Source organism: Kitasatospora sp. NPDC086791 (assembly GCF_040685975.1).
GTDB lineage: Bacteria > Actinomycetota > Actinomycetes > Streptomycetales > Streptomycetaceae > Kitasatospora.
Window position 1 is genome coordinate 81,875 of sequence record NZ_JBFBOC010000007.1, and the last position, 25,588, is coordinate 107,462.

Consider the following 25,588-nt stretch of genomic DNA (forward strand, 5'->3'; position numbering starts at 1 on the left):
CCGGCCGGGCGGTCGGCGGGCGCCGGCCGCCCGGCTTTCTCCGTCAGGCCTCCGCCGTCAGACCTCCGCCGTCAGGCCGTACGCCTCGGCGATCAGGCCGTAGGAGCGGAGGCGGGCCTCGTGGCCGTGGATGTGCGAGGTGACCATCAGCTCGTCCACCCCGGTCCGCTTGCGCAGGGCCTCCAGTCCGTCGGCGACCCGGCCCGGGTCACCGAGCACGACGTTGTCGAGCCAGCCGTCGACGAAGTCCGCCTCGACCGGGCTGTACGGGTACTGCTCGGCCTCCTCCGGGGTGGGGATCGGGCCGGGGTTGCCGCGCCGCAGCCGGAGCATGCCGAGGGCGGCGGAGCGGGCGAGGCGACGGGCCGAGGCCTCGTCGTCGGCGGCGACCGCACTCACGCCGATCAGCGAGTACGGCTCGGAGAGCACGGCGGAGGGGCGGAAGGACGACCGGTAGAGGTCCAGGGCCGGGAGGGTGTTGGTGCTGCTGAAGTGGTGGGCGAAGGCGAACGGGAGGCCGAGGCGGCCTGCGAGCCGGGCGCTGAAGCCGGAGGAGCCGAGCAGCCAGATCGGCGGACGGCCCTCACCCCTGGGGACGGCGGTCAGCTGGGCGTAGGGGTGACCGGTGGGGAAGTCGCCGTCGAGGAAGTGGGTCAGCTCGGCGAGCTGCTGCGGGAAGTCGTCCGCGCCTTCGGCGTGGCCGCGGCGCAGCGCGCGGGCGGTGGCCGGGTCGGTGCCGGGGGCGCGGCCGAGCCCGAGGTCGATCCGGCCGGGGTGCAGGGCCTCCAGCAGGCCGAACTGTTCGGCGATGGCCAGCGGGGCGTGGTTGGGGAGCATCACGCCGCCCGAACCGAGCCGGAGCGTCGTGGTGTTGGCCCCGAGGTGGGCGAGCAGGACGGCCGGGGTCGAGCTGGCCACCCCGGGCATGCCGTGGTGCTCGGCCACCCAGAAGCGGTGGTAGCCCCACTGCTCGGCCTTGCGGGCCAGCTCGGTGGTGGCCGCCAGGGCCTCGGCGGGCGTGTGGCCGACGCCGACGGTGGCCAGGTCGAGGATCGAGAGCGGAGCGGGTGCCGTACCGCGGGCGGTGCCCCGGACCGCCGTGCCGGCCGGCGGCTCGGCCCCGTGCTCCTGCTGGTCCTCGGTGGTCATGCCGTCCGCCCTCCTGGCCGCCCTTGAGCCGGCCTTCGTGTGGCGACCGCGCGGGGGCCCGGACGGCCCGGCGGTCGCTGCTGCCGACCGGGGTCAACCACGCCCGGGGGCTCGCTGTTCCCGGCTGCGGGATGCCGTTCGGTGCCGGTCCGGGTGCGTTTCGGCCATTCCTCCCGGGACCACCGACCGACCGTTCGGCTGACGGAGAGCCAGCGGACGGGCACGGTTGGCGACTTCATGCCAGCGCCGGAAGTCGCCAGCGCCAGGGCTCGCGACGGGGAGCGGCGTCCGGCAGGCTGGTGGTCGGGAGCGGATCGCCGAACGGCATCCGCACTCCACCAGCAAGATCGTCGGACTGGACCAGTTCCGGACGATCACTGCGAGCCCTCGGCGCGGCACCCCGCCCCGGGGGCTCGTTCCATGTGCGGCGACGCCCTCCGGATCGGCGCGCCCACTGCCCGGTCCGAGCCTCCGGCCCGGGCGCGTGGACCGGCGCTCCGACGGGCGGCCGGAACCTGCGGTCGTGACCTGCGGCATACCGGGGTGCTTCATGGCATGAAAAGTCGAGGCGCTAGCGTTGACCCCTACAGCCACCTGCTCGCTCGGGCGGCGTGGAGGGAGTAAGGGCTTGGACTTCGTGGCGGCGATCGGATCCTCGTGGATCTGCGCCCTGGCTCTGTTCGCCGTGCTCGGCGACGCCCTCCTCCCCTTCATCCCCAGCGGGACGCTGGTCATCCTGGCCGTCCTCAAGACGGCACAGATCAACGGGGCGCCGGTGCTGCTGGGCCTCGGCGTCGCGGTGGCCTCCTTCCTGGGTGACGTACTGCTGCTCCACCTGGCACGCCGCGGCGCCCCGATGCTGCACCGCCGGCTGGCCCGGCGGCCCAAACTGGCGGCCAGCGTGGTCCGGGTCCAGGAGGTACTGGTCGAACGCCCGCGCGGCGCCGCCGCCGCGATGGTGGTGGTCGCGCGGTTCGTCCCGGCCGGGCGGACCGTCCTCGACCTGGCCATCGGCCACTCCCCCGCCCATCCGCACCGCTTCCTGCACTGGTCGGCGCTGGCGGCACTGGTCTGGGCCGCCTACATCGTGACGCTGGGCTGGCTGAACAGCCACTGGTTCAACACCGCCTGGCTGAGCCTCGTGGTCTCCTGCGCGGCGGCCACCGCCATCAGCACCGCGATCGCGCGGATCGTGCGCCGCAACCGGCGGCTCGCCACCCGCTGACCGGCCGCCCCGCACGCCCCGCTCCCGCAGCCCCCGCCACCTCCTCTCCGCGCTCGGGCCGCACGCCCCATCAAGGAGCAAAACTTTTCCCAAAAGGGCGACCAACCGGGCCGAACGCCGACGAACTCCCCCTGGGGCCGGGCGGACCGGCGGTACCGTACTGCGCGGGCCACGAGGAGTGCGAAGCGTCACAGGACGGCAACAGACGCCGGATCCCTGCAGCCCAGGCGGATACACCCGGCGTGTTGAGAGTTGTCTGAGCTCGGCGGCTTTGGAGGCCGCCGCGGCGACATGACATGCTAACGGCGGAATATTCATCAATTGCCCGATTTGACCGGTGCGGCTGCGGACCACCCCACCACCGGTGTCGGCACCCAGGGGAGACCATGACCAGCATCTCGCGCAGGACGGTGCTCAGTGCGACCGCTGCGACCGCGGCCCTCGGCGCGGTCGCGGCCTGCTCCAGCGGCGGATCCGGTTCGGGTCAAGGTTCCACCTCCTCCGGCGGCGCGGGTGCCACCCAGGGCGGCAGCACCGGCGACCCGACCCAGGTCGTGGTGCCCAAGGGCACCCCGATCGGCGACGGCTCCAACGCGGACACCGGGCCGCAGCCGAACCAGCCCAAGCCCGAGAAGCTCAAGCCGGGCGAGCAGCCGCCGCAGTTCGTGGTGTTCTCCTGGGACGGTGCGGGCGGCACCGACGACGGCCAGTTCCCCCGCTTCCTGAAGCTGGCGGAGCAGTACAAGGCCACCATGACCTTCTTCCTCTCCGGGATATACGCCCTGCCCAAGAACAAGGCCGAGCTGTACCACCCGCCGAAGCACTCGGTCGGCGCCTCCGACATCCCGTACCTGTCGGACGGCGCGGTCAAGAGCACGCTCAAGCTCATCAGCCAGGCCTGGCTGGCCGGACACGAGATCGGGACCCACTTCAACGGGCACTTCTGCTCCAGCCGCCCCGACAAGAACGGGGTCAACATGTGGACCCCGGAGGACTGGCAGAGCGAGATAGACCAGGCCATCGGCTTCGTCACCCAGTGGCGCACCAACACCGGTTTCACCGACGTCGATCCGCTGCCCTTCGATTACAAGAAGGAGCTCATAGGCGGCCGGACCCCGTGCCTGGAGGGGCAGAAGGCGCTGCTGCCGACCATCGCGAAGCTCGGCTGGAAGTACGACGCCAGCTCCTCGGGCGGCCTCCAGATATGGCCGCAGAAGGTCCAGGACGGCAAGGTCTGGGACTTCCCGCTGCAGTCCATACCGTTCCCCGGACACACCTTCCAGGTCCTGTCGATGGACTACAACATCCTGGCCAACCAGTCCAGCGGCAGCACCAAGGGCGACCCCGCCAAGTACAACGACTGGCGCACCCAGGCCGCGGGCTCCTACCTGGCGGGCTTCGACCGCGCCTACAACAGCAACCGCGCGCCGTTCTTCATCGGCAACCACTTCGAGCAGTGGAACGGCGGCATCTACATGGACGCCGTCGAGCAGACGCTCAAGGCGATCGCGGGCAAGCCGGACGTCCGGCTGGTCTCCTTCAAGCAGCTGGTCGAGTGGCTGGAGGTGCAGGACCAGTCCACCGTGCGCAAGCTGCGCTCGCTCAACGTCGGCCAGGCACCGGCGGGCGGCTGGGAGGCCTTCCTCGGCACGGCCGGCTGACGCACCACGGGGCGGAGGGACCGGCACCGCTCGGGGGCCGCGCGACCGGGAGCGACGCCGCTGGGGAGGTACGACCGACCGGGAGCGGTACGGCCGGCGGGGTGGTCGCACCCCGCCGGCCGCCGTCGTCCCGGGACCGGGCCGGGCGGCCCGGCTACCCCGCGGCGGGGGCGTCCGCGAGGAGGCTGCGGACGATGCGGTCGGCCCCGGCCTCGCCCCAGAGGATCGAGTAGTGGTTGCTGTCCGGCACCAGCTCGGCCGGGACCCGGTCCCCGTCCAGGCCGGCCACCTCGATCCGCTGGTGGTCGTAGAGTCCCTGCGGCTCGTCGAGCAGCCCGCGCTCCGCCCAGAGGAATTCGGCCGGGCAGGGCAGCCGGTGCACGGCGGCGGCCGCGTCCTGGTCCAGGAGGACCTGGGCGCCGTCGGTCTGGACGGCCTCCAGGACGCAGGAGGAGCGCAGTTCGGGCGCCGCGCCGACGAGGTCGCGCTGGGTGTAGGCGTCGATCCCCTCGGACCACGCGCCGCCGAAGGCCGGGTGCCGGCGCCAGAAGTCGCGGTAGGCCTCGCGGTCCGGGAAGGTCATGGACAGCCGGGCCAGCGCGGGACCGAGCACCGTGGCCAGGGCGTCCTCCGACCGGCCCCCCTCCGGTATCGGGAAGGTCACCGCGCCGTCCACCAGCAGCACCCGGCGGACGAGTTCGGGGTGCCGAACGGCCGCCAGAGCGGTGACCCAGGCCCCCATCGAGTGGCCGACCACCACGGCGGGCCCCGCGTCGAGGGCGGTGATCAACGCGGCCACGTCGTCGGCGTGCCGGGCCAGCCCGTACGGTCCGGCGACCGACCGGCTGGCGCCGCGGCCCCGCAGGTCGGGCGCGACCAGGGTGACCCGACCGGCGAGCCGCCGGGCGACCTCGTACCAGGCGAGGCCGTTGGCGGTGATGCCGTGCACCGCCACGACCGTCGGGGCCCCCGGCTCCTCGGCGGGCCAGCGCAGGACGGCCAGGTCCCCACCGGGCACGGGGACGCTCAACTCCTCGGGCTTCAAAGGTGACTGGCTCACGCGGGGGTACCTCCGGTGGGTCGGGCGGTCGGGACGCCGGCCGGCGTCCGGGCCGAGCGGGCGGATCGGGCGGCACGGATGCGGGCAGGCAGTCTAGCCAGGCCCCCGGGCAGCAGGTAGACCACGGCGACGAACAAGGCGCCCAACAGGAACAGGGGTTGGGACAGCGGCACGCGCAGCGCCGCGGGCAGGTCCGCGACGGCCGTGGAGTTGGCGAGGTCGCCGAGCCGGTGGCTCGCCCAGGTGTACAGGACGCCGCCGAGCAGCGGTCCCCAGCGGGTGCCGGATCCCCCGAGGACGACCATGACCAGGAGCGCGAGCGTGGCGTCCGAGGTGGCGGCCTGCGGGGTGGCGCCACCGGTCAGCAGCAGGTAGACCACCCCGCCCAGGCCGGCGAGCGTGCCGGCCAGCACGAAGGCGACCAACTTGTAGCCGTAGGGCCGCAGTCCGAGCACCTCGACCCGGCGCTCGTTCTCCTTGATGCCTTCCCAGACCCGGCCGATAGGCGAGTTGACGGCCCAGTGGACCGCGGCGACCGTCAGCACCAGGTACCCAACGGCGATCCAATAGAGGTTGGCGGTGTTCTCGATCCCGAGCAGGCCGGAGGGCAGCAGGTCGGCCGGGGCGGAGCGGCCCTCCTCGCCGCCGGTGACGCCACCGGGGTTGCGTTGCACCAGGATCGAGCCGGCCTGGGCGAAGGCGAGGGTGACCATGGAGAAGCCGATACCGGTGACGCGCAGGCTCACCGTGCCGAGCAGCAGGGCCAGCACCGCCGTGCAGGCGACGCCGAACACCGCGGCGGCGGCGAACGGCAGGCGCAGCTCCAGCATGCCGAGGTCGGTGGCGTAGAGGCCGGTCGCGAAGTAGAGCGCGTGACCGAAGGAGAGCAGTCCGGTACGACCGAGCAGGAGGTCGTACCCGGTGGCGAGGGCACCGTAGAGCAGGCACAGGGCGAGGAGTTGGAGACTTCCGGGGCTGCCGAGCGGGCCGTCGAGCAGTCCCGGGACGGGAAGCGCACTGTATGGGGCGACAAGGAACGTGATCAGCAGGGCGATCGGCCACCAGCGTAGCGCTCTGTGTGCGACTGTCCAGCGATGAGTGACTGAATCACCTGTTCGAGGGATGGCGCCGGGCTCGTGCGTGTGTCCAGAATGGGTCTCGGCAAGGCTGGTGTCAGTCCCCCTTGCCACAGTGGCGGTGTCGGCGGAGCTGGTGTCAGTCCCCTCTGCCGACATGGTGGTCACGGCAGGGCTGGTGTCAGTCCCCCCTGCCGGGGCGGTGCCGCGGTGGGCCGCGGGGCCACCGGTGCTCGCGGTCGGGCTTTCGGAGCTCACGCGAGCCTCCCGGTGAGTCCACGGGGTCGGACCAGAAGCAGGACGGCGAGCAGGACGACGACCGAGAGGTCGCCGAGCCCGGCGCCGGTGTAGTAGTTGGCGAACTGCTGGACGAGGCCGACGCCCACCGAGGCGGCGGCGGCCCCGGTCACGGATCCCATCCCACCCATCACGACGACGACGAAGGCGAAGATGAGCAGGCCGGTCCCCTGTCCGGGATTGACCGAGCCGAAGTAGAGGCCGCCGAGCGCGCCACCGAGCGCGGCGGCCGCCCCACCGAGGGCGAAGACGAGGGTGAAGGCCCTCCGGACGTCGATGCCGAGCGCCGTGACCATCGCCCGGTCCTCGACGCCGGCCCGGACGATCAGCCCGTAGCGGGTGCGGGCGAGGAACAACCGAAGAGCGAGCAACAGCAGCGCGGCGGCTGCCACCAGCACGAAACGGTTGACCGGGACGGTCGCACCGAGCACGTGCCAGGTGCCGGACAGCAGGGCCGGCTGGGGGAAGGGGCGGGCGTCCGCGCCCCAGATCCCCATGAGCAGGGCGGGTACGGCGAGCCCGACCCCGACGGTGGCGAGGATCTGGTCGCGCGGGCGGCTGTAGAGCGGCCGGATCAGGAAGAGCTCCAGCAGGACGGCGGCGGCCGTCCCGACCAAGGTGCCGAACGGCACCGCGAGCCAGAAGGAGAGGCCGGCCTCGGTGCCCGCCCACCAGGTGGCGTACGCGCCGATGGAGAGCAGGGCTCCGTGCGCGAAGTTGAGCACGTCCATCAGACCGAAGATCAACGACAGACCGGAGGCGATCAGGAAGTACAGCGCACCGAGACCGAGTCCGGTACAGGAGAGGAGGACGACGGTGTCCATCAGGGCTTCACCTCCGCGGTGACGACAGAGGCAGCCGGGGAGGCGGCGGGCCGGGGGCCGCCGGCGAGCGGGTGACGGGAGCCGACGCCGAGCAGGCGGCGGGCGGCCTCCTCGTCGGCCAACAGCTCAGCGGTGTCCCCGCGGTGGGCGGTACGGCCGTCGGCCAGGACGACGCAGCCGCCGGCCAGTCGGCGGACCAGGGCGAGGTTCTGCTCGACGAGGAGGACGGGAACGGCCTCGGCCGCACGCGCCAGCACCTCGGCCACCTCGGCGACGATCTTCGGTGCCAGGCCCTTGGTGGGTTCGTCGGCGATGATCAACCGGTTGCGGTTGAGCAGCGCCCGGCCGATCGCCACCATCTGCTGCTGGCCGCCGGAGAGCGTCCCGGCCGACTGCCCGGCTCGCTGCTTCAACTCGGGGAAGAGCTCGTGGACGAGCGCGTAGTTCGGCTCACCGGCATCCTCCCCGCCCCGGGCAGCGCGCTCGGCGAGACGGAGGTTCTCGGCGACCGTCAGGCCGGCGAAGATCCCCCGGTCCTCGGGCGCGTACCCGATGCCGTGACGAACGACCAGATGTGTCGGAAGAGAGGAGAGTTCGGCGCCGTCGAGGCGGATGCTGCCGGTGCGCGGCACCAGGCCCATGACGGCCTTGACCGTGGTGGTCTTGCCAGCCCCGTTGCGGCCGAGGAGCGCGGTGACCCCGGCGGGGGCCACGTCGAGATCGACACCGTGCAGGATGTGCAGCCCGTCGATGACGACCCGCAGATCGCGGACGGAGAGGAGGGGTTCGCCAGCGGACGGCGAGGAGGCCGAGGGCAACGATGCGGCGGACGACGAGGAGAGCGGAGAGGAGGTCACAGCGCCTCGCCCAGGTAGGCCTGTTGCACGGTCGGATCGGCCATCACGGCCTCGGGGGTGTCCAGGGCGAGCAAGGTGCCGTGGTGCATCACCGCGAGCCGGTCCGCCAGGCCGAGCAGGACGTCCATGTGGTGCTCGACCATCAGGACGGTCCGGCCCAGGTCACGGTGCACGGAGCGGATCAACGCGGTGAGGGCGGGCACCTCCTCCGCACTGACACCGGCCATCGGCTCGTCCAGCAGGATTAGCCGCGGTTCGGAGACCAGCAGGACGGCCAGTTCCAGCTTGCGCTTCTCCCCGTGCGAGAGCGCGCCGGCCAAGGTGTCCGCGCGGTGGGTGAGTTCGGTGCGGTCCAGGGTGTCGGCCAGCTGCTCCTGGTAGCGGTCGGCGCGGTGCCACAGCCGGTACGAGGCACGCGGACCGGCCGCCGCCTGGGCGGCCAGCCGGACGTGGTCCGCGACCGTCATGCCCGGCCAGAGGGAGGAGGTCTGGAAGGTGCGGCCGAGCCCCCGGCGGGCCCGGGCGTGCACGCTCTCGGCGGTCACGTCGGCACCGTCGAGGCGGAGGCTGCCGTGGGTCGCCGGATAGATACCGGAGATCAGGTTGAAGAGGGAGGTCTTGCCGGCGCCGTTGGGCCCGATGAAGGCGATGAACTCGCCTTCGCCGACCGAGAAGGAGACGTCCTCGACGATCGGCACACCGCGGACGGACCAACCGAGGCCGTCCAGGCTCAGCACCGGGGAGGAGGAACGGACGGACGACGGGGAAGGAGTGGAGGCGGTACGGGCGGGCACCGGGATCAGCCCGCCATCGGGGTGACCGGAGGCGCCACCGCGTCCGCGGCCAGGGTCTTCTCCACCGAGGGCTTGGCGGCGGCCCCGGTACCGGTCAGCCGGACCTGGAACATCGGCTGGAGCAGGGCGTGGTCCTCGGCGCGGACCGTGGTCTTCCCCTTCACCCCGTCGAAGCTCCAGCCCTCCAGCGCCTTGACCAGCGCCGAAGTGTCGTCGGCGGAGCCGTGGTTGGCCTCGACGGCGTGCACGATCATCTGGGCGGCGGTGAAGCCGTCGGGGGTGAAGATGTCGGTCTTCCCCCCGGCGGCGGTGACGGCCTGGTCCATGGCCTTCTCGACCGGGGTGCCGGCGGCGCCGCCGAAATAGTGGTTCAGGAAGGAGATCTTCTCGCCGGCCGGGCCGAACAGCGGGTAGGAGGCGGCCAGGTCGAGGCCGGTGACGACCTTGGTGTCGGTGAACACGTCCTGCTGGCTGAGGGCCGTCCACAGCGCCGAGGCGGTGTCGCCGGCCCAGGCGACGAACAGCAGGTCGGGCTTGGCGGTCTTGGCCTGGGTGGCGAAGGGCGTGAGGTCGGTGGCGCTCGGCGGGGCGAGCACCTGCTCGACCGTCGCCCCCTCGGCACCGAGCACGGCCTTCACGGCGGCCACGTTGGCCTGCCCGAAGGCGTTGTCCTGGGCGAGCACGGTGACCTTCCTGCCCTTGGCGTCACCGACGAACGAGGCCGCGGTCCTGATGTCCTGGTAGGACTGGCGGCCGGAACGGAAGGTGTACTTGTTCAGACCGGTGACCTTGTCGGCGGCGGCCGGGCCGCTGATGAAGAGCACCTTGTTCTGGGCGGCGATCGGGCCGACCTGGAGCGCCACGCCGGAGGCGGTGGAACCAGCGAGGACCTTGTAGCCCTTGCCGATCAGGTCCTTGGCGGCGGACACCGCCTTGGCCGGGTCGCCCGCGTCGTCCTGTTCCTCGAACTCGATCGGGTGACCATCCACCGCGCCGGTGCCCTTGGTCGCGTAGCTCAGGCCGGCCTTGAAGCCCTCCAGGTACTGCTTGCCGTAGGCGGCCAGCGGTCCGGTCTTGGAGTACACCAGGCCGACCTTGACCGGGCCCTTCCCGCCGCCGCCCGTCGCACCCGTCCCGGCGGTCCCGGCCTTGGCGCAGCCTGCGGCGAGCAGGACGCACGCCGCGAGGGCGGCGAGCTTCCGGGCCGGGCCGCCGGTCAGGGACCCGCCCGGATGGGCGGCGGAGACGGTCCTGGTGGGGGCTGTCGAGCTGCGCATGGTGACCGACTCCTGGGGTGCGGCGGGTGGTTGCCGGAACCGTAGGTGTGCGGTGGGAACGACGACATGTGGCCGATCAACGCATCGGTCCGACGCGATGTGGCTCCGGTCGCCATACCGCCGGCCCGGCGCCGGCTTCCGGGCGTCCGGGTGTGGTCCGCCGACACGGATCCGCACCGACCCGTGGTGGTGGCCGCCATGGCTGCGACGGCCCGTACCCGGTGACGGTGGTGGGGCGGACGACCGGGCCCGGGCGGACCCGGCGGCGGGCCGCACACGCCGCCCGACCGAGCCCACCCAGCCTGCCGAGCACGCCACGCCCGCCGGGCCCGCCGGGCTGCCGTGCCCGCCGGACCCGTCCCGCCCGCCCGCTCACCGCCCCTTTCCCTCCCACTCCCACACGAGGTGATCCCTTGGACAAGGTCCTGGACTCCCCCGCCGACGCGGTCGGTGACATCCCCGACGGTGCGGTGCTGGCCGTCGGAGGCTTCGGTCTCTGCGGCATCCCGAGCACGCTGATCGGCGCCCTGGTGGACACCGGCACCACCGGGCTGCACGTGGTCTCGAACAACTGCGGAGTGGACGACTGGGGGCTGGGCCTGCTGCTGCGGTCGGGCCGGATCGCCCGGATGACCTCCTCCTACGTCGGGGAGAACAAGGAGTTCGCCCGGCAGTACCTCTCCGGCGAGCTGGAGGTGGAGCTGACCCCGCAGGGCACCCTGGCCGAGCGGCTGCGGGCGGGCGGAGCCGGCATCCCGGCGTTCTACACCCCGGCCGGGGTCGGGACCCAGGTCGAGGAGGGCGGGCTGCCCTGGCGCTACGCGGCGGACGGCTCGGTGCGGCTGGCCTCGCCGCCCAAGGAGGTCCGGGAGTTCGGCGGCCGCCGGTACCTGCTGGAGGAGGCGATCACGGCGGACTTCGCGCTGGTCCGGGCCGAGGTGGCCGACCGGCACGGCAACTGCGTGTTCCACGCGGCCGCCCGCAACTTCAACCCGCTCTGCGCGGCAGCGGGCCGGATCACCCTGGTCGAGGCGGACCGGATCGTCGAGCCGGGCGAGCTTCCCCCGGACGCGGTGCACCTGCCCGGGGTGTACGTCGACCGGGTGGTGGCCGCCGACCCCGGGGACCGCCGCATCGAGCGCCGGACCGTCCGCCCCGCACTCCAGGAGGCCTGAACCGATGTCCACCCCGAGCAGCACCCTCACCACGTCCGACGCCATGTCCGACGCCACCTCCGGCACCACGGCCACCTCCGGCACCACGACCGCGACCGGCACCACGACCGCGACCGCGACCGGCACCGCGACCGCAACCACCGCCCCCGCGCGAGCGCTCGACCCGCGCAACGCCCTGGCCGCCCGGGCCGCCCGGGAGTTGCGCGACGGAGAGTACGTGAACCTGGGCATCGGTCTGCCCACCCTGATCCCCGGTCACCTGCCGCCGGGCGTCGAGGTGGTACTGCACTCGGAGAACGGCATCCTCGGCGTCGGCCCGTACCCGGAGGAGGGCGCCGAGCACGCCGACCTGATCAACGCCGGGAAGGAGACGGTGACCGTCGCCCCGGGCGCCTCGTACTTCGACTCCGCCTACTCCTTCGGCATGGTCCGGGCCGGCCGGATCGACGTCTCGGTGCTCGGCGCGATGCAGGTGTCCGCCGCCGGCGACCTCGCGAACTGGATGATCCCCGGCAGGATGGTCAAGGGCATGGGCGGCGCGATGGACCTGGTGCACGGGGCCCGTCGGCTGATCGTCGTGATGGAGCACACCGCCCGGGACGGCTCGCCGAAGATCGTCGAGGAGCTGTCACTTCCGGCGACCGGCCGGGGAGTCGTGGACCGGATCGTCACCGACCTGGCGGTGATCGACGTGACCCCGGAGGGGCTGCGCGTGGTGGAGACCGCGCCGGGCGTGGGGTTCGAAACGGTCCGGGCGGCGACCGGAGCCGCCCTGCTGCCGCCGCGCTGACGAGCCCGGCCCCGCGCCGACGGCCGGATCGCCCCCGGGGTGGTCCGGCCGCTGCCGTGTGCGGGCTTCCACACCCGGAGAAGGCGAGGGGGCGGAACGATATCACGCGGTCGGGGGAGGGGAGAATTCACGGCAATAGCAGCGACAGCCGCCGAAATGGCCTGGAACTGCGGCATCTTCACGCCCGCACGGCGATCGTCCCCCCGATTGGTTGCGATCACCGTTACGCTCGGGGAGAGTTGAGGAAGCCAGGGATCCCACGCGACCGGAGGGGAAGCCGGAAAGCACTCCGGGATCCCGCATTCGAGGCCGCCGTACGGGCGCACGGCCGAACCGGTCGCACACACTGGATGCACCGGAGGCCGGATGTGCCGGGCCGCCCGGGAACTGCCGGAAAGCCGCAGTTCACCGGGCAGTGTTCCACCCGAACGCCCCGAACACCCCGAACACCCCGAACGCCCCGAACGCCCCGAAACGACCCGGACGGCGCCGAGTCGGGACCACGCAAAGCCCAGCAAAGCCATGCAATGTCAGCAGAGCCAAGCAATGACCAGCGAAGCCGAGCACAATGCCGAGCGAAGCCGAGCAAGCGAAGCAAGGCTCGGAACTCCGGGGGGAAACAGCCATGACCACGCCGTTCTCACGACGGAAGGGCGTCGGAACGGCCCACGGGCGAGGCGCCGGGAGGCTCGACGAGGCCGCCCTGAGCGAGTTACCCGCGCCCGAAGCCCCGTACGACTACGGCCACTTCAGCCGTCTGGCCGGCCCGGCCCACGATCCGGACGAGGACGACGACCTCGGTGGCGGGGTCTACCGCCCCGAGCCGGCCGTCCACCACCCCGTGACCGGCGCCGACGCACTCCCGCCCGATCCCTCCGCCTCCCCCTACCGCGTCCGGTACCGCAGCCTGCTGCGCCGTGAGCCGCACCGGATCCGGGCCGCCCTGCTGCTGACCGCCGCCCCCGTGGTGGAGGCGGTGCTGCTGGTCTGGCTGCTGCTGCCGGAGCACTGGCCGGAGCGGCTGGACGAGACCGACTCCCTGGTACTGCTGGGCGACAAGGTGATGATCGGGATCATCGCCCTGGTCGAGGTGTTCCGGCTGGTCAACGTGGTCTCCAACACCCACGCCACCCTGGTCGCCCGCGACCCGATCCCGGTGACCCCGGAGCCGGGCACCCGGGTCGCCTTCCTCACCACCTGCGTACCGGGCAAGGAGCCGCCCGAGATGGTCCGGGCCACCCTGGTCGCGGCCCGCGCCGTACGGCACGAAGGACCCTACGACGTATGGCTGTTGGACGAGGGAGACGACCCGGCGATGCGGGCCCTCTGCGGCGATCTGGGCGTCCGCCACTTCACCCGCGCCGGCCGCCCGCACTGGAACCGCCCCGAGGGCCGGTTCCGCGCCAGGAGCAAGCACGGCAACTACAACGCCTGGCTCCAGGCCCACGGCGCCGACTACGACTTCTGGGTGTCCGTCGACACCGACCACGTTCCGCTGCCCGACTTCTGCGAGCGCATGCTCGGTTACTTCCGCGACCCCGACGTGGCATTCGTGGTCGGACCCCAGGTGTACGGGAACTACCGCAGCTCGGGCTCGGCCGTCACCAAATTCTCCGAGAGCCAGCAGTACCTCTTCCACGCCCTCATCCAACGCGCCGGAAACCGTTACGGCGCCCCCATGTTCGTCGGCACCAACAACGCCGTCAGAATCCGCGCACTCCAGTCGATCGGCGGGTTGTACGACTCCATCACGGAGGACATGGCGACCGGCCTGGAGTTCCACCGGAGCCGGAACCCGGAGACCGGAGAGCGCTGGAAGTCCGTGTACACCCCGGACGTACTCGCCGTCGGTGAGGGCCCGTCCTCCTGGACCGACTTCTTCTCCCAGCAACTGCGCTGGAGCCGGGGCACCTACGAGACCCTGCTCACCCAGTACTGGCGGGTGCTCTGGCAGCTCTCCCCGGGCCGGCTGCTCAACTACTCGCTGATGGTCGGCTTCTACCCGATGGCCGCGCTCACCTGGCTGCTCGGCGGCCTGTCCAGCGTGCTCTACCTGGGTTTCGGCGCCTCGGGCGTGCACGTCTCCTCCGAGATCTGGATGATGCTCTACAGCGACGCCGCCGCCCTCCAGCTCCTGCTCTACACCTGGAACCGCAAGCACAACGTGAGCCCGCACGAGCCGGCCGGTTCCTCCGGGGTCGCCGGAATGGTGATGTCGGCGCTCTGCGGTCCGGTCTACGCGGCCTCGCTGCTGCAGGCCCTGGTGCGTCGCCGCAGCCGCTTCGAGGTGACCCCGAAGGGCCGCTCGGCCAGCACCGACCGCCTCGGCACCTTCCGCTTCCACCTGTTCTGGACGCTGGTGTTCGGCGGCGCGATCGCCGCCTCCTACGTCACCGGCTACGACCACGTCGCGATGCGCACCTGGGCCTGGATCGCCCTGGCGCTGACCCTGCTGCCGGTCCTGATCCTGGCCGGTGACGCCGTACGCCGCCGCCGCACCCGGCCCACCGCCACCCTGACCGTCACCGGCGGCCCGGCGGAGACGCCGAAGGTCCTCCTGGAGAAGCGCCGCCCGCGTCACGCCCGCACCCCCCGGACACCGGAACGGACCCCGCTGCAGACCCAGCAGCGACCCCCGCAGCACACACGGACAGCACCGGAGCAGCCGCCCTCCTCCACCCTCCCCGCACCCGACCGGGCCGAGAGCGGCACCCCCATCCACTGAGGGAGCAACCACCGTGAGGATCCACAAGACCGGCCGCACCAAGCGCTTCGCCCTCGGCAGCACCGTCGCCCTGACGGTGGTCGGGATGAACGCCCCGGCCGTCCTCGGCTTCGCGAGCCGGCAGTACCACCAGTACGTGATCAACCGCCCCGAGTACAAGGCGCAGTACGGCCACTGGCAGACCCTGACGCTGCCCGCCGAGTTCCGGGTCAACGCCGTCCACGCCACCCTGCTGCGCACCGGCAAGGTCCTGATCGTGGCCGGCTCCGGCAACGACGAGAAGCAGTTCGACGCGGGCACCTTCAAGAGCCTGCTCTGGGACCCGGTCAAGAACAGCTACAAGCTGGTCCCCACCCCGGCGGACATGTTCTGCGGCGGGCACACCTCGCTGCCGGACGGCCGGGTCCTGGTGGCCGGCGGCACCCAGCGGTACGAGAAGCTGGCGGGCGCGGTGAAGAAGGCGGCCGGTGTCATGCAGGTGCGCAACGAGAGCCCGGAGCGCGACCGGACCTTCCCGAAGGGCACCGTCTTCGTCGCCCCGAACGGCCGCGAGTACGCCACCACCGTCCCGGTGACCGTCCCGGCCGCGACCAAGAGCGGCTCCGGCAAGCAGACCGTCGTCACCGCCGGCCGGCAGCACGTGTTCGTGGAGGCGGTCGGCACCGGCCCCGACTACGTCGCCGGTTCCCCCGCCCAGTACCGGATCAAGGGCCTGAGCGGCGCCGACGCCCACAACCTCTACGGGCAGAGCGACAAGCTGACCCTGGACAAGCAGGAGTACCAGGGCATCCGCTCCGCCTTCGAGTTCAACCCGGACACCGAGCTGTACGAACCGGTCACCGACATGGCCCACGCCCGCTGGTACCCGACGCTGACCGGGCTGGGCGACGGCCGGGTGGTCACCGTCTCCGGGCTGGACGACACCGGCGAGATCCTCGACGGCAACGACAACGAGGTCTACGACCCGAGGAGCAAGACCTGGGCCAAGGCGCCCGACCGCTACTTCCCGACGTACCCAGCGATCTTCCTGACCGCCTCCGGCAAGCTCTTCTACTCCGGCTCCAACGGCGGCTACGGCCCCGCCGACAAGGGCCGCGAGCCCGGCGTGTGGGACCTGTCGGACAACGGCTTCCACCCCGTCCCCGGCCTGCGCGACCCCGCCCTGACCGAGACCTCCTCCTCGGTGCTGCTGCCGCCCGCGCAGGCGCAGAAGGTGATGGTGCTCGGTGGCGGTGGCGTCGGCGAGTCGCCGCTGTCCACGGCCCGCACCGACATCGCCGACCTCTCCGCCGCCACCCCCTCCTTCACCCCGGGTCCGGACCTGCCGGCCGGCGGCACCCGCTACCTCAACAGCGTGATCCTCCCGGACGACACCGTCTTCACCACCGGCGGCTCCAGCGGCTACCGCGGCCGGGGCGACAGCGACCTGCTCAAGGCGCAGGTGTACCACCCGGATTCCAACAGCTTCAGCCCCGCCGCCGAGCCGGCCGTCGGCCGCGACTACCACTCGGAGGCGCTGCTGCTGCCGGACGGCCGGGTCGCCGTGCTGGGCTCCAACCCGCTCTTCGCGGACAAGGCCGAGACCCAGCCGGGCGGCTTCGAGCAGCGCATCGAGATCTACACCCCGCCGTACCTGTACCGCGGCGACCGCCCGCAGCTCGGCGCCGCGCCGCAGACGGCGAAGCTGGGCGGCACCGTCGACGTCGGCACCGCCCGACCGGACGCGGTCGCCACCGCCAAGCTGATCCGGCCGAGTTCGGTCACCCACGTGACGGACGTCGAGCAGCGCTCGGTGGCGCTGGACATCACCGGACGGACGGCGGACGGCGTCTCGCTCGCCCTCCCCGGCAACCCGAACCTGATGCCGCCGGGCTGGTACATGCTGTTCCTGGCCGACGCCGCCGGCACCCCGTCGGTCGCCCGCTGGATCCGGGTCACCGGGTAGCGCGGCCCGCCAGGGGCGCCGCGGGCAGCCTCAACGCACCGCGGGCAGTCGGCCTCAGCGCGCCGCCTGCGCCAGCCCGAGCGCGTACGGCAGCCAGAACTCGCCCGCCCGGGGCTCGCCGCGGCCGCAGTCGCCGTCCGACTCCCCCGGGTTCTTGATCCACAGGTAGGCGTCCACCCCGGGCCGACCGGTGTCGGCGGTCGGCCGCTCGCCGAGCGCGCGCCCCGGCGGATTGCACCAGGCGTCGCCGCCCAGCGCGCCGTTGCCGCTGCGGCTGGTGTCGACGACGAAGGGCTTCCCGCCCAGCGCGGCGGAGAGCCGGGCGCCGTACGCGGTGTTCCGGTCGGTGTCGTAGAAGTTGGCGACGTTCACGGCGAAGCCGTCCGCCGCGGCGATGCCCGCCTTGCGCAGGGCGGCGGCCAGCTCGTCCGGGTCCTGCACCCAGCCGGGGTTGCCCGCGTCCAGGTAGACCCGGACGTTCGGACGCTTCTTCAACTCCTGGACGGCGAAGGCCAGCAGGCCGTACCGCTCGGCGGCCAGGTCGCCCTTGATGCCGCAGTTGTCCAGGGTGTGCGCGACGGCGTCCGGCTCCAGCACCACCCAGGCCCTGCGGTCGCCGAGTGCCTGCGCCACGCCGGTGATCCAGGCCCGGTAGGCCGCGGCGTCGGGGGCGCCGCCCGCCGAGTACTGGCCGCAGTCCCGGTGCGGGATGTCGTACGCGACGAAGACCGCCGTCCGGCCCGCCTCGGCGGCCCGTCGGCTCACCTGCTCGGCGATCTCCCTGGCACCCTGCTCGCCGAGCCACTGCGAGGAGGGCTGGGAGGCGATCCGCAGCAGCGTGTCGGCCTCGCCGGTCCGGCCCTGGCCGCGCAGCGCGGCCACCTGTCGGGCGGCGTTGGTCTGGTCGGAGACGTAGAAGGTCTGTCCGGGCAGTTGGGCGAGGCCGCCCGGCCCGACGGCCGGACCCGCACCGCCTGACCCGCCGACACCGCCCACACCGCCCGCACCGCCGACGCTGCCCGCACCGGCGGTGGCTGCGCCGGTCCGGGAGGCGGGACCGGGCCCGCCGCCGTCCGCACCGCTGCAGCCGGACACGGCCACCAGCACCCCGGTCAGCAGCACCCCCACGGCCCACCGGGAGGCATCCGCCCACCGAAACGTCCTCGACCGCCCCAGCCCGTGCACGTACCGCCCCTCCCGGAACCGGTCCGGCGACCGGTCGCCACCAGCTAAGCACACCCGGCACCGGCCGACGGCCCCCGGCGGTGAACGCCGAGTGGCCGTGGGCGGACGGGAGATCGAACCCGCCCGGCCCACGGCCACCCCACGCTCAACCCGGCTCCGCGCCTAGCCCGACAGCCCGGCCCGGCTCCGCGCTCAGCCCTGCTTCAGGTCGGGCACCCGCCAGTCGATCGGCTCCCCGCCGAAACCGTCCAGCGCGGCGTTGATCTGCGAGAACGGACGGCTGCCGAAGAACAGCTTGGCGGACAGCGGCGACGGGTGCGCCCCCTGCACCACCACGTGCTTCTCGGTGTCGATCAGCGGCAGCTTCTTCTTCGCGTAGTTGCCCCACAGCACGAAGACCACCGGCTCCTCGCGCTCGCTCACCGCCTTGATCACCGCGTCGGTGAACTTCTCCCAGCCCTTCGCCTTGTGCGAGTTGGCCTCGTGCGCGCGGACCGTGAGCACCGCGTTGAGCAGCAGGACGCCCTGCTCGGCCCAGTGCATCAGGTAGCCGTTGTCCGGGGCCGGAACGCCCAGGTCGGCGTCCAGCTCCTTGAAGATGTTGCGCAGCGACGGCGGCGTCTTGGTGCCGGGCAGCACCGAGAAGCTCATCCCGTGGGCCTGGCCGTTGTCGTGGTACGGGTCCTGGCCGAGCACCAGCACCCGGACCTTGTCGTACGGCGTGGCTTCGAGCGCGGCGAACTCCTGGCCGCTCGGCGGGAACACCTCGTGCTCCGCGCGCTGGGCCGCCACGAAGGCCGCCAGCTCGGCGAAGTACGGCTTCTCCGTCTCGGCACCCAGCACCCCGCGCCAGGACTCGGGCAGCTCCAGCCCGCCGCCCTCGCCGGCCTCGACCACGCCCGCCTCGACCGTGTCCGTCACGACATCTACCTCCCACACCGCGGCCGTTGCGCCGCACGCCCTCTTTCACCCCGAACGCTACACAGGCCCACCGACACCTCACTCCACAGGAGCGGAAGCGGGAGCACGAACAGCGGCGGGAACAGCGGCGGGAGCAGCGGCGGGAGCAGCGGCGGGCGCGGGAACGACTCCGGCATCCCGGGCGGCACCCCGCGCCACGCGCTCCACCCGCCGGTGCTCCAGCACGTTCAGCACCACCAGCAGCACCGCCAGCGTCGCCAGCACCACCAGGGCCGGCAGCCGCACCATGGCGGGCAGCAGCACCAGCACCACGGCCGCCGCGACCAGCCGGGTCGTCGCGACCTGGCGGAACATCATCCAGCGCGTGTACCCGAAGGTCAGCAGGTACAGCCCGCACCCGCCGTACAGCAGCGCCACCGACCCCGGGCCGAGCGCCCGCCACGGGTCCGCGACCGTCTCCCCGAAGCCGACCGCGACCCCGATCACCCCGGCGACCAGCGCCAGGTGCCCGTACTGGAAGATCCGCCGGACCATGTCCCGGCGCGAGTCGGCGATCACCACGGCGTGCCGCATGGCGTCCGCCGCGTACACGAAGTACTGCCACCACAGGCCCGCCGAGATGGTGAACGCGACCGCGACGGCGGCGAGTTCGGCGATGTCCAGCCGGGCGGAGGCCGCCGTGCCGCCGATCCCGACGATCGACTCGCCGAGCGCCAGCAGCAGGAACAGCGCGAACCGCTCCGGCATGTGCGCCGGGTGGTAGGCGACCTTCGCGAGCCGCCGCCGGAACACCAGCGGCGCGGCCAGGTCGCAGGACGCGGCGGCCGCCCACAGCGCCAGCCGCGGCCCGTCCGGCAGCAGTCCGCCCGCCACCAGCAGCGGCCCGCTGACCAGCACGCCCACCCCGTACGGACCGCGCCAGACGCCCGGGACGCGCACCAGCAGGAGCAGCAGCACCAGCCGGGCCAGCCAGTACGCGGCGCCGAGCAGCACGCCCCGGCCGCCGTACGCGCCCGGGATCGCGAGCGCCATGAACAGCCCGGCCAGGCCGACCGACAGGATGCCCAGGCGGTCCCGCGCGTTGTCCACGTCCCGGATGTTGGCCTGCACGGTGGTCCCCACCCAGCACCAGTACACCGGCACGAACACCACCAGCGCCCGGACCAGGCCGACCGCGTCGTGGTGGTGGTGCAGCAGGCCGGAGACCTGGGTGATCGCGAGGACGAAGACCAGGTCGAAGTAGAGCTCGGCCCAGGTGACACGTTTCTCGTCCGGCCCCTCCGGCCCCGGTTCCACCGGCCTCGGTTCCACCGGATCCGGGGCCGACAGTTCCAGATCCTGCGGCTCCAGGTCCTGCGGCTCCAGGTCCCGCGGCTCCAGGTCCCGCGGCTCCAGGTCCCGCGGCTCCGGATCCCGCAGCTCCGGATCCGGTGATTCCCCCGTCGCGCTCATCAGCGCCCTGCCTCCCCGCGAGCCGAAAACGTACGAAGCGGGCCCCGCCCGGCGAACGGCCGGAACGGGGCCCACGACAGCACCGCAGAGGTTAGACCAGCTCGACCAGGTCCGCGATCGACGCGACCACGCGGGTCGGCCGGTACGGGAAGCGCTCCACGTCGGCGGCGGAGGTCAGACCGGTGAGCACCAGGATGGTCTCCATGCCGGCCTCCATGCCCGCGACGATGTCGGTGTCCATCCGGTCGCCGATCATCACCGCGGTCTCGGAGTGGGCGCCGGCGGTGTTCAGCGCCTCGCGCATCATCAGCGGGTTGGGCTTGCCGACGAAGTACGGGTCGACGCCGGTCGCCTTGGTGATCAGGGCCGCGACCGAGCCGGTGGCCGGCAGCACGCCCTCGGTGGAGGGGCCGGTCTCGTCCGGGTTGGTGCAGATGAACCGGGCACCCTGGTTGATCAGGCGGATCGCCTTGGTGAGCGCCTCGAAGGAGTAGGTGCGGGTCTCGCCGAGGACCACGTAGTCGGGGTTGTTGTCGGTCAGGACGTAGCCGGCCTGGTACAGCGCGGTGGTGAGCCCGGCCTCGCCGATCACGTAGGCGGTGCCGTTCGGGCGCTGGCTCTTGAGGAACTTCGCGGTGGCGAGCGCGGAGGTCCAGATGCACTCCTCCGGCACCTCCAGGCCCATTCCGGCCAGGCGGGCGCTGAGGTCGCGCGGAGTGTAGATCGAGTTGTTGGTGAGGACCAGGAACGGCTTGCCGGACTCCCGCAGCCTGCGCAGGAACTCCTCCGCCCCGGGGATGGGCGTGCCCTCGTGGATGAGGACCCCGTCCATGTCGGTCAGCCAGGACTCAATGGGCTTGCGGTCTGCCACGTGCGTGTCTCCCGGAGTGTTGCAGCGTCTTGCGTCGTGCGAGGGCCCTGACGCGGCACAGCCTAATCCGCACACCTGGCCGACGGCACTACGTCCCGCCCACCGGAACAGCGCCGACGCGCACTCCCGCCGCGGTCGGGGGGACGCGTCGGCGCCGGGCACGAACGGACACGGGACCGGATCGGCCCCGGGCCGGGAGCCTAGGCGCTGATCGGCGCGGGCTCGGGGAGCGGGACGACCGGGAAGTCGATCTCGGTCCGGCCGACCGAGTTGAACCAGTTGGTGAAGGAGTTCAGCGCGACCGCGCCGATGATCTCGCCGATCTCGCCGTCCCCGTAGCCGGCCGCGCGCACCTCGGCGAGGTCCTCGTCGGAGACGAATCCCTTGCTGCGCAGCACGGCCCGGGCGAACCGCAGGGCCGCGGCCTCCTTCGGGTCGGCGGCCCCGGCGTGGCCGCCGGCGGCGAGGTCGGCCGGGCTGACGCCCGCGCGGGCGCCGAGCACGTGGTGGGCCGCGTAGCAGTAGTCGCAGGCGTTCTCGACGGCGGTGACCAGGGCGATCTGCTCCCGCAGACCGGCGCCGAGGCGCCCCTTGGCCAGGGCGCCGCTGAAGGCGAGGTAGGCCTCCAGGACGGCGGGCGAGGTGGCCATGGCGCGCATCATGTTGGGCGTCACACCGAGGGCCCGCTCGACCTTGTCGAGGAGGTTCTTGGCGGCGGGTTCGGCGGTCGCGGGGTCGATCGTGCCGAGTCGGGGCATGGCTGTGCTCTCCGTTCGCTGCGGTGGACTTTCCTTGGCAGTGCCAAGTGGTTGTTGGCAGAGCCAAATATAGTTGGCACTGCCTAGAATGCAAGAGCACCGAACCCGAGCGCCGAAACCAAGGGCCAAGGACCGAGCGCCAAGGACCGAGGACCGGGCGCCGAGCGCCGACGACCGACCGGCCCCGAGGCCACCCAGCGGAGAGGACCGACACCATGGCGGACCAACTGCCCGGGCTCTCCCCCAGCGAGCAGTTGCTGATCGGCCTCACCCGGCTCGGCCAGGCCGTCCGCCTCAGCACCTGGCACCACACCGGCCCGGTCCGGCTCACCCCGCTCCAGGCCGACATCCTGCTGTTCCTGGCCGGCGACCGGCGGCCGCGCCGTCAGGGCGAGATCGTCACCGCGCTCGCCTCCACCGCACCCACCGTCAGCGACGCCGTCCGCGCCCTCGCCGGCAAGGAGCTGGTGGACCGTCAACGCGACCGGGCGGACTCCCGCGCCGTCACCCTGACCCTCACCGAGGCCGGCCGCGCCGAGGCCGAGCGCCTCGCCGTCGTGCCCCCGCCGCTCGGCGAGGCGCTCGCCGCGCTCGACGAGGACACCGTGGCCGCGATGCTCCGCGGCACCACCACGATGATCCGCACGCTCCAGCACCACGACGCCGTCCCGGTCTCCCGCACCTGCGTCACCTGCCGCTTCTACCGGCCCGACGCGCACCCCGAGGACCCGCGCGCACCGCACCACTGCGACTTCGTCGACGCCCCCTTCGGCGACGGCCGGCTGCGCGTCGACTGCCCCGACCACGAGCCGGCGGTCTTCCCCGACGACGCTCCGGCCCGGGAGCCGTGAACGCCCCCGGAGCCGCCGCGTACCGAGCCTCACCCCAGGCCGCGCACCGAGCCGTGCAGCAAACCGGGAGCAACCGGGCGCCTCGTGATTGAGTAGGCCGCATGAACCCGCAGACCCCGCAGACCTCCCGCTCCCTGCCCGGCCGGCCGGTGCCCGGTCGGCCGCTGCGCGTCGGCCTGATCGGCTACGGCCTGGCCGGCTCCGCCTTCCACGCGCCGCTGATCGCCACCACCCCGGGGCTGCGGCTGGACGCCGTGGTCACCGCCAATCCCGAGCGCCGCGAGCAGTTGGCGCACGAGCACCCCGACGCCCGCGCCGTGGACACCCCCGAGCAACTGCTCGCCGATCCGGACGCGCTCGACCTGGTCGTCATCGCCTCGCCCAACCGCACCCACGCCCCGCTCGCCCGCGCCGCCCTGCGGGCGGGCCTGGCCACCGTGGTGGACAAGCCGCTGGCCGGCACCGCCGCCGAGGCGCTGGAGCTGTGCCGGCTCGCCGAGGAGCGGGGCGTCCTGCTCTCCGTGTTCCAGAACCGGCGCTGGGACGGTGACTTCCTCACCACCAGCCGCCTGGTGCGCGGCGGCGCGCTCGGCCGGGTGCACCGCTTCGAGTCCCGCTTCGAGCGCTTCCGCCCCAAGCCCAAGCCGGGCTGGCGCGAGCTCGCCGACCCGGCCGAGGTCGGCGGCACGCTGTACGACCTGGGCAGCCACCTGGTCGACCAGGCGCTGACCCTGTTCGGGCCGGTCGAGACGGTGTACGCGGAGATCGACGTGCGGCGCGACGGCGCGGTCGTGGACGACGACGCCTTCCTCGCCCTCACCCACGCCTCCGGCACCCGCTCGCACCTGTGGACCAGCGCCATCACCCCGCTGATCGGCCCCCGGCTGCGGGTGCTCGGCGACACCGCCGGGTACGTCAAGTCCGGCATGGACCCGCAGGAAGCGGACCTGCGGGCGGGCCTGCGCCCGGACGACACCCGCCCCTGGGGCGCCGACGAGCCCTCGTACTACGGCACCCTCGGCACCGACGAGTCCGCGATCTCCCTCCCGACGGACCCCGGCGACTACCCCGCCTTCTACGCGGGCGTCGCCGCCGCCCTGACCGACCCCGGCACCCCGCCCCCGGTCGACCCGCGCGACGCGGTGGCCACCCTCACCGTCCTGGAGGCCGCCCGCGCCTCCGCCGCGACCGGGACGACGGTCCGCCTGGTCTGACGGACACTCCGGCCGAAGGCTCCGCCCGACCTGACCGACGCTCCGGCCGAAGGCTCCGCCGGATCCTGCCGCCCCCACCCACTCGACTCCTATGCTGACCGGATGAACAGTCAGCGGGGGCGGCAGATCAGCGCCGACGAGCGTCGCGAACGCGAACGGGCCTGGTCCGCCGAGCAGAAGAAGCGCGAGAAGGCCTTCACCGCGGAGTTCGAGAAGCGCCAGAAGGCCATCGAGGCCGAGAGCCGGGAACAACGGCACGTCGCGTCCATCGCCGCGGAACGGACCTCCTGGGCGAAGGGCGAGCGGGCCGGATCCATCGGCTACCTCGACGTCACCGGGCCCGACGAGGTACCGGTACGGATCGCCGTGGTGTGGCTCGGACGCTTTCGGGCCACCCGCAGACCGCTGAACGACTACGACCCGATCCCGGCCGTCGACCTGGCCTCCGGAGGCGTCGAGGGAATCCTCCTCTTCGCCCTCTACGTCATCCTCGTCGGCCTGAACTCCGGCCTCCGCTGGCTGATCCTGCGGCTCACCGGCCGCCCGCGCTGGGCCGTCGGCGCCGCCGCGGGCCCCGACCGGGGCAAGGGCGGCGCGAACAACACCGTCCTGCTGCGCGGCCACAGCCGACGGGAGGCCCTGCGGTACGCGGCCGCCCTCGCCGACCGGGTCGAACAGGACGGGACCGCCGCCCTCACACCCCGATGACCTCCACCGCCGAACCCAGCCCCCGGAAGTCCGCCACGTTGCGGGTGTACAGCGGCAGCCCGTGGGCGGAGGCCACGGCGGCGATCATCAGGTCTATCCGGCGCGGCCGCGGCTGCCGACCGGCGGCGATGGTCAGGGTGACCAGCGTCCCGTAGCGCGCGGCGGCGGCCGCGTCGAAGGGCAGCGGATCGAAGTCGGCCATCGCCGCGCCCAGCACCTCCAGCCGGGCGGCCCGGCTGACCGGGTCGCGGGCCATCGACACACCCTGCTGCAGCTCCGCGAACGTGATCGCGGTCAGTTCCGGCACGGCCGGCAGGTCCGCCGGACCGAGCAGCGCCAGGTCGATGTACACACAGGTGTCCAGCACCCCGGCGGGCCGCCGCCGGGCCGCCCGCCGGCGCTCAGCCACGCCGCCGCTCGAACGGGTCGTCGCCCTCGTCCCCCACCAGCTCCTCGGGCCCGAAGTACTCCTCGGCCTCCTTGCGCATCTGCTGGTAGTCCACCCGCGGCAAGGTCATGTGCCGCGCCACCAGCTCCTCCGCCGTGAGCCGCCGCCGCCCCGACACCGGCCGCAACTCGGCGACCTCGACCCCGTTCCTGGTGATGTGGAAGGTCTCCCCCGCCTCCACCGCATCCATCACCGCGGCGGAGTTGTTCCGGAACTCCCGCTGGGTAATCGTCTTCATGCACTCCACGGTAGCCCCGCGTAGCACCGATGGCTACACCCCCGCACATCCCGGCGCAAGCCCGTCCCCGCCTTTCCGGGCCCACTG

The 25,588-nt window shown here is 72.8% G+C and carries 23 protein-coding genes; 9 read left to right on the top strand and 14 right to left on the bottom strand.

Going from position 1 to position 25,588, the window contains the following annotated elements; all coding sequences use genetic code 11:
• Nucleotides 1–57 precede the first annotated feature (57 nt).
• Nucleotides 58–1,149: an LLM class flavin-dependent oxidoreductase gene (locus AB0Q99_RS13040; RefSeq protein ID WP_363570991.1), complete on the bottom strand. Its 1,092-nt coding sequence runs from the start codon at nucleotides 1,147–1,149 to the stop codon at nucleotides 58–60.
• Between the two features lie 637 nt (nucleotides 1,150–1,786).
• Between AB0Q99_RS13040 and AB0Q99_RS13045 the strand changes: the two genes are divergently transcribed.
• Together AB0Q99_RS13045 and AB0Q99_RS13050 are read left to right on the top strand one after the other, a co-directional pair.
• Nucleotides 1,787–2,374: a VTT domain-containing protein gene (locus AB0Q99_RS13045; RefSeq protein WP_363571264.1), complete on the top strand. Its 588-nt coding sequence runs from the start codon at nucleotides 1,787–1,789 to the stop codon at nucleotides 2,372–2,374.
• A 386-nt stretch (nucleotides 2,375–2,760) separates the two neighbouring features.
• Nucleotides 2,761–4,035: a hypothetical protein gene (locus AB0Q99_RS13050; RefSeq protein ID WP_363570993.1), complete on the top strand. Its 1,275-nt coding sequence runs from the start codon at nucleotides 2,761–2,763 to the stop codon at nucleotides 4,033–4,035.
• A 154-nt stretch (nucleotides 4,036–4,189) separates the two neighbouring features.
• Here AB0Q99_RS13050 and AB0Q99_RS13055 read toward each other — a convergent pair whose 3' ends face one another.
• From AB0Q99_RS13055 to AB0Q99_RS13080, 6 genes are all read right to left on the bottom strand, one after another.
• On the bottom strand, nucleotides 4,190–5,095 hold the full coding sequence (locus AB0Q99_RS13055) for an alpha/beta hydrolase (RefSeq protein ID WP_363570995.1): 906 nt from the start codon (nucleotides 5,093–5,095) through the stop codon (nucleotides 4,190–4,192).
• Nucleotides 5,092–6,219 (bottom strand): branched-chain amino acid ABC transporter permease, encoded by a 1,128-nt coding sequence (locus AB0Q99_RS13060; protein ID WP_363571266.1) that lies wholly within the window; start codon nucleotides 6,217–6,219, stop codon nucleotides 5,092–5,094. Before AB0Q99_RS13060 ends, AB0Q99_RS13055 begins: the two co-directional genes overlap by 4 nt.
• Nucleotides 6,220–6,425: 206 nt before the next feature.
• Nucleotides 6,426–7,292, bottom strand: coding sequence for a branched-chain amino acid ABC transporter permease (locus AB0Q99_RS13065; protein WP_363570997.1), 867 nt, complete (start codon nucleotides 7,290–7,292; stop codon nucleotides 6,426–6,428).
• Entirely contained in the window at nucleotides 7,292–8,110 is an 819-nt protein-coding gene (locus AB0Q99_RS13070) for an ABC transporter ATP-binding protein (protein ID WP_363571268.1), read from the bottom strand. The genes AB0Q99_RS13065 and AB0Q99_RS13070 overlap by 1 nt, the downstream gene beginning before the upstream one ends.
• Nucleotides 8,111–8,145: 35 nt before the next feature.
• A complete protein-coding gene (locus tag AB0Q99_RS13075) occupies nucleotides 8,146–8,943 on the bottom strand; it encodes an ABC transporter ATP-binding protein (RefSeq protein WP_363570999.1) in 798 nt (265 codons plus the stop codon).
• Between the two features lie 5 nt (nucleotides 8,944–8,948).
• Nucleotides 8,949–10,220 carry a substrate-binding domain-containing protein gene (locus tag AB0Q99_RS13080; protein WP_363571001.1) on the bottom strand — a complete coding sequence of 424 codons (1,272 nt, stop codon included), beginning with the start codon at nucleotides 10,218–10,220 and terminating at the stop codon, nucleotides 8,949–8,951.
• A 413-nt stretch (nucleotides 10,221–10,633) separates the two neighbouring features.
• Here AB0Q99_RS13080 and AB0Q99_RS13085 point away from each other — a divergent pair, with 413 nt between their 5' ends.
• The 4 genes from AB0Q99_RS13085 (at nucleotide 10,634) to AB0Q99_RS13100 (ending at nucleotide 16,855) form a co-directional block, all read left to right on the top strand.
• Entirely contained in the window at nucleotides 10,634–11,395 is a 762-nt protein-coding gene (locus AB0Q99_RS13085) for a CoA transferase subunit A (RefSeq protein WP_363571003.1), read from the top strand.
• 4 nt (nucleotides 11,396–11,399) lie between these two features.
• Nucleotides 11,400–12,185, top strand: a complete 786-nt coding sequence (locus AB0Q99_RS13090) for a 3-oxoacid CoA-transferase subunit B (protein WP_363571005.1) — start codon at nucleotides 11,400–11,402, stop codon at nucleotides 12,183–12,185.
• A gap of 625 nt (nucleotides 12,186–12,810) precedes the next feature.
• The gene (locus AB0Q99_RS13095; protein ID WP_363571007.1) at nucleotides 12,811–14,910 is read left to right on the top strand and encodes a cellulose synthase catalytic subunit; all 2,100 of its coding nucleotides are present in this window, start codon (nucleotides 12,811–12,813) and stop codon (nucleotides 14,908–14,910) included.
• 85 nt (nucleotides 14,911–14,995) lie between these two features.
• Complete coding sequence (locus AB0Q99_RS13100; RefSeq protein WP_363571270.1) at nucleotides 14,996–16,855, top strand: kelch motif-containing protein; 1,860 nt, start codon at nucleotides 14,996–14,998, stop codon at nucleotides 16,853–16,855.
• A gap of 54 nt (nucleotides 16,856–16,909) precedes the next feature.
• Here AB0Q99_RS13100 and AB0Q99_RS13105 read toward each other — a convergent pair whose 3' ends face one another.
• The 5 genes from AB0Q99_RS13105 to AB0Q99_RS13125 form a co-directional block, all read right to left on the bottom strand.
• Nucleotides 16,910–17,983 carry a glycoside hydrolase family 6 protein gene (locus AB0Q99_RS13105; RefSeq protein ID WP_363571009.1) on the bottom strand — a complete coding sequence of 358 codons (1,074 nt, stop codon included), beginning with the start codon at nucleotides 17,981–17,983 and terminating at the stop codon, nucleotides 16,910–16,912.
• A gap of 249 nt (nucleotides 17,984–18,232) precedes the next feature.
• The gene (locus AB0Q99_RS13110) at nucleotides 18,233–18,961 is read right to left on the bottom strand and encodes a uracil-DNA glycosylase (protein ID WP_363571011.1); all 729 of its coding nucleotides are present in this window, start codon (nucleotides 18,959–18,961) and stop codon (nucleotides 18,233–18,235) included.
• Nucleotides 18,962–19,039: 78 nt separating this feature from the next.
• Nucleotides 19,040–20,413 carry a low temperature requirement protein A gene (locus AB0Q99_RS13115; protein ID WP_363571013.1) on the bottom strand — a complete coding sequence of 458 codons (1,374 nt, stop codon included), beginning with the start codon at nucleotides 20,411–20,413 and terminating at the stop codon, nucleotides 19,040–19,042.
• Nucleotides 20,414–20,504: 91 nt separating this feature from the next.
• Nucleotides 20,505–21,284: an HAD-IIA family hydrolase gene (locus AB0Q99_RS13120; RefSeq protein WP_363571015.1), complete on the bottom strand. Its 780-nt coding sequence runs from the start codon at nucleotides 21,282–21,284 to the stop codon at nucleotides 20,505–20,507.
• Between the two features lie 200 nt (nucleotides 21,285–21,484).
• Complete coding sequence (locus AB0Q99_RS13125; protein WP_363571017.1) at nucleotides 21,485–22,042, bottom strand: carboxymuconolactone decarboxylase family protein; 558 nt, start codon at nucleotides 22,040–22,042, stop codon at nucleotides 21,485–21,487.
• A 215-nt stretch (nucleotides 22,043–22,257) separates the two neighbouring features.
• Here AB0Q99_RS13125 and AB0Q99_RS13130 point away from each other — a divergent pair, with 215 nt between their 5' ends.
• The 3 genes from AB0Q99_RS13130 to AB0Q99_RS13140 all read left to right on the top strand — a co-directional run bounded on the left by AB0Q99_RS13130 (nucleotide 22,258) and on the right by AB0Q99_RS13140 (nucleotide 24,815).
• Nucleotides 22,258–22,893, top strand: coding sequence for a MarR family winged helix-turn-helix transcriptional regulator (locus AB0Q99_RS13130; protein ID WP_363571019.1), 636 nt, complete (start codon nucleotides 22,258–22,260; stop codon nucleotides 22,891–22,893).
• Between the two features lie 101 nt (nucleotides 22,894–22,994).
• Nucleotides 22,995–24,107, top strand: a complete 1,113-nt coding sequence (locus AB0Q99_RS13135; protein WP_363571021.1) for a Gfo/Idh/MocA family oxidoreductase — start codon at nucleotides 22,995–22,997, stop codon at nucleotides 24,105–24,107.
• A gap of 102 nt (nucleotides 24,108–24,209) precedes the next feature.
• Nucleotides 24,210–24,815, top strand: a complete 606-nt coding sequence (locus AB0Q99_RS13140) for a hypothetical protein (RefSeq protein WP_363571023.1) — start codon at nucleotides 24,210–24,212, stop codon at nucleotides 24,813–24,815.
• Here AB0Q99_RS13140 and AB0Q99_RS13145 read toward each other — a convergent pair.
• Nucleotides 24,802–25,224 (bottom strand): type II toxin-antitoxin system VapC family toxin, encoded by a 423-nt coding sequence (locus AB0Q99_RS13145; protein WP_363571025.1) that lies wholly within the window; start codon nucleotides 25,222–25,224, stop codon nucleotides 24,802–24,804. The two genes, AB0Q99_RS13140 and AB0Q99_RS13145, sit on opposite strands and share 14 nt — an antisense overlap.
• Entirely contained in the window at nucleotides 25,217–25,501 is a 285-nt protein-coding gene (locus AB0Q99_RS13150) for a type II toxin-antitoxin system Phd/YefM family antitoxin (RefSeq protein ID WP_363571026.1), read from the bottom strand. Before AB0Q99_RS13150 ends, AB0Q99_RS13145 begins: the two co-directional genes overlap by 8 nt.
• Between the last annotated feature and the right edge of the window lie 87 nt (nucleotides 25,502–25,588).